General features: G+C 75.7%; 1 protein-coding gene. It reads right to left on the bottom strand.

Annotated features, from left to right (window positions below; all coding sequences use genetic code 11):
• Nucleotides 1–4,388 (bottom strand): amino acid adenylation domain-containing protein (locus ACZ5GP_RS33925; protein ID WP_468754516.1); only part of this gene is annotated, 4,388 nt, incomplete at both ends.

Genomic DNA, 4,388 nt, shown 5'->3' with positions numbered 1-4,388 from the left:
CGTCGAGGCCGGCGAGGGCGCCGCGCCAGGCCCGTACGGCCGCGTCCCGGTCCTGCTCGGCCAGCCACGCCAGATGGTCCCGGAACGGACGCACGGCCGGCAGGTCCCGCGCCTCCCCCGCGCGGTACAGCTCCAGCAGGTCACGGAAGAGGATCGGCTGGGACCAGCCGTCCCACAGGACGTGGTGGTTGGTGATGACGAGCCGGTGCCGGTCGTCGGCGAGACGCAACAGCAGGCAGCGCAGCAGCGGCCCGTGGGCCGGGTCGAAGCGCCGGTCGCGGTCCTCGTCCGTCAGGCGCGCGGCGTCGGCCTCGGGGTCCTGCCGTGCCCGCAGGTCCGCCTCGGTCCAGGGCACCCGGGTCTCCTGCGGGATGACCTGGACGGGCGTACGCACTCCGTCGAACCGGAAGTCAGCCTTCAGGTTGGGGTGGCGGTCCAGCAGTCCGTCCATGGCGGCGCGCAGGCGGGCCGGGTCGAGGGTGCCCGTCAGGTCGGCGCTCGCCTGGGCGTTGTAGACGTCCGGCGCGTCCGTGCCGAGGGCGTGGTGGAAGAGCAGCCCTTCTTGCAGCGGGGTCAGCGGGAGCACGGCCGCCGACCGGGGTCCGGTGGCCGCGAGATGGTCGTGCTCGGCCGGGGTGAGCGGCGACAGACTCACATCGGCGGGGGCGAGACGCGCGGGGCCGGACCCCGGTGCCGACGGGCCGCCGGGACGCGACCCGCCACCACCGCCGCTGTCGCCGCCGTCCCCGAAGTCCTCGCCCGGGTCGCGGGTCAAGGTGCGCAGGGCCTCGGTCCACAGCGTCTCCAGGGCCGTGATGTCGTTGGCGGAGAGCAGTTCACCGGCCCATGACCAGATGGCGGTGAGACGGGGGCCGCTCCCGTCGTCCACGGTGACGGCGTCCAGGACGAGCACATGGCCGGGCGCCGTGCCCGTGTCGTCCACGGCGTCGAACCCCTCGGCCAGCACGGACCATCCGCTCTCGCGCGGCGCGGCCACCCGGCCCAGGTAGTTGAACATGATCTGCGGGTCCCGCAGGCGTGCCAGCACGGGCGCGGTACGGGGGTTGAGGTGGCGCAGCATGCCGTAGCCGACGCCGCCGTCCGGAACGGCCGCGAGGCTCTCGGCGGTCTCGCGCAGCGCGATGCGGGCCACGTCGTCCGCGTCCGGTCCGCCGGCCGCGATCCGCAGCGGGTGGACGCTGGTGAACCAGCCCACGGTGCGCGACAGGTCGGCGCCGTCCACCAGGTGCTCGGCGCGGCCGTGTCCTTCGACGTCCACGAGCAGACCGGTGTCGTGCCGGTGGCCGCGCGCCGCGCGCCAGCCGCGCACGGCCACCGCGAGCGCGGCGAGCAGCACGTGGTCGGTGCGGGAGCCGGCGCCGAGAACCGCGCGGCCGAGGTCGTCGGGAAGGGTGAGCGCCTTGCGGCGCAGGGTGCCGGGCCCGTCGAGTCCGGGGTCCAGGGGCCGGGCGGCGAGGAGCGGGTCCGGGGCCTCCAGGATGCCCTTCCACAGGCCGAGTTCGGTGCGCCGGGACGCGGCCTGTTCGGTCAGCTGGTCCGCCCAGGTGCGCAGCGACGTCGTCACCTCGGGCAGCCGCGGCCGCTGTCCGGCCTCGCGGGAGCGCACGGCCTCGGCGAGGTCGGAGAGCAGGATGCGCCAGGACACCCCGTCGACGGCGAGGTGGTGCACGGCGAGCACGAGCAGGTCCGGCCCGTCGCCCGCGACGGCGTGCACCGCCTGTACGACCGATCCGGTGCCCGGCGACAGGCGGGCGGTGGCCCGCGCGCTCAGCGCGCGCACGTCGTGGCCGGCGTCCCCTGTCCCGGCGGTGTCCAGGTGTTCGACGCAGGTCGCCGCGTCGAGGGCGCCGCGCGGCCGTACCCGGAGCATCCAGCCCGCGTCGTCGGAGTCCAGGATCAGGCGGAGCGCGTCGTGGTGGTCGATGAGGTCCTGCAGGGCCTCGGTGAGGTGCTGGTGGGCGACTTTGGCGGGCAGGCGGACGGCGGCGCTCTGGGCGTAGTCGTCCACAGGGATGCCGGACTCCGCGAAGCGGACCATGACGGGAGTGAGCTGGACCTCGCCCACCCCGTCGTCGGCCGGCGCGGCCCGCCCGGTCTCCGGCGCCGGGGTCGACGCGGCGGCGAGCCGGGCGGCGGTGCGGTGTTCGAACACATCGCGGGTCGTGAGCGTCAGTCCGGCCTTGCGGGCGCGGCTGACCAACTGCATGGACAGGATGCTGTCCCCGCCGAGGCCGAAGAAGTCGTCCTCGACCCCGGCCCCTTCGACGCCGAGGACCTCGGCGAACAGCTGCCGCAGCACCGCCTCCCGCTCGGACGCGGGTGCGCGGCCGGGAACAGCCGGGGCCCGGTCCGGCGCGGGCAGGGCCTGCCGGTCCAGCTTGCCGTGGGCGGTCAGCGGCAGCTCGGACAGCACCTGGACCGCGGCGGGGACCAGGTGGTCGGGCAGCCTGGACGCCAGGTGGGCCCGCAGGTCCGGGGCTGTGTCCGCGGCGGACGCGGCGTACGCGGTGGACGGCACGGCGTAGGCGGTCAGGCGCCGGTCCCCGGGCCGGTCCTCGCGGACCGTCACGGCAGCGGCGGCGACCCAGGGGTGGCTCTCCAGGGCGGCGGCCACCTCGCCGGGTTCGATGCGGAAGCCGCGCAGCTTCACCTGGTCGTCGGCGCGGCCGGCGAACTCCAGGGTGCCGTCCGGCCGCCAGCGGGCCAGGTCGCCGGTGCGGTAGAGCCGCTCGCCCGGGCCGCCGAACGGGTCGGCGACGAAACGTTCCGCCGTCAGGTCGGGCCGCCCCAGGTAGCCGCGGGCGAGGCCGGCGCCCGCGACGTGGAGTTCGCCCACGACACCGGGCGCCACCGGACGCAGGGCGGCGTCGAGCACGTGGACCCGGACGTTGGCCAGGGGCCGGCCGAGGTGCGGGGTGTCCCCGGCGCCCATCGTGGCGGCCGTGACGTCGACGGCGCACTCGGTGGGGCCGTACAGGTTCCAGGCCGTCGTGGGCGCGTCGGCCAGCCGGTCCCAGGCGGCGGGGCCGACCTCCTCCCCGCCGAGGGCGAGGACGGCGGGGACGTGGTCGCCGCGCAGCAGGCCGGCGTCGAGGAGCCGGTCGACGTAGGTGGGCGTGGCCTGGAGGAAGTCCAGGCGCCGCTCGCGGACGCGCGCGACCACCGTGTCCGCATCGAGCCGGGTCGCCTCGTCCAGGATGTGCAGTTCGTGGCCGTCGACCATCCACAGCAGCGGGTTCCATGCCGCGTCGAAGGAGGCGGGGCTCAGATGGGCCACCCGCAGGGTCCTGCCCCCGCCGGACCGGAACAGCCGGGCGCGGTGGCCCGCGTAGAGGTTGGCGAGGGCCTTGTGCGGTACGACGACGCCCTTCGGCTCGCCGGTCGAGCCGGAGGTGTGCACCACGTAGGCGGGGTGTGCGGCGTGCGCGCCCCGCTCGCCCGGGTCGTCGTCGCGATGACGGGCCAGGGCCTGGTGGGTCTCGGGGGTGTCGAGCACGAACAGCTCGGCCTTCACCGCCGCGCACGCCGGGGCGTGTTCGGTGCGGGTGACGACGGCGACGGGGGCCGTGGCGTCCAGCAGCCGGCCGATGCGTTCGGCGGGCTGCTCCGGGTCGAGGGGCACGTATGCCGCGCCCGCCTTGAGCACCGCGAGGAGTGTGACCGTCCACTGGGTGGTGCGGGGCAGCAGGACGGCCACGTACGTCTCGGGGCCCGCGCCCGCCTCGATGAGCGCGTGCGCCAGGCGGTTGGCCCTGGCGTCGAGTTCGGCGAAGGTCAGGCGGGCGTCGGCCGCCACCACGGCGACGGCGTCCGGTGTGCGGGCGACGGTGGCGCGGAAGTGGTCCGCGACGGTGCCCGGGGGTATCTCGCCTGTCGTGCCGTTCCACTGCTCCACGGTCGTTCGCCTCTCGTTCTGCCCGGGGATCTCGGCCCGTGCCACCGGTGTGCCGGGCTCGGCGGCCGTCAGCCGTACGAGCCGGGCCAGCCGCCGGACGGTCGCTCGCGCGGTGGCCGCGTCGAAGGCGCCACCGGGGTAGCGCAGTTGGAAGCGCAGCCGCTCCGACGGCATGACGGTCACGGTGACGGGGTAGTGCCCGGCGTTGCTGATGTCCGCCGTGCCGAGCCGCAGTCCGGCCGCGGCGGCGGTCGCCGCCAGCGCCTGGCCGTCCACCGGGTAGTTCTCGAAGACCGTGGTGGTGTCGAAGAGTTCGCCGTGCCCGGCCACCCGCTGGATCTCCGCGAGCCCCAGATGCTCGTGCGCCAGCAACCGCGCCCGCTCACCCTGCACCCGCACCACCAGATCCCCCAGACACTCCGCAGGATCCAACCGCACCCGCAACGGCACCGTATTGATGAACAACCCCACC

The sequence above is a fragment of the Streptomyces sp. NPDC031466 genome, assembly GCF_055581265.1.
This window is presented reverse-complemented; position numbering and strand designations above follow the sequence as displayed.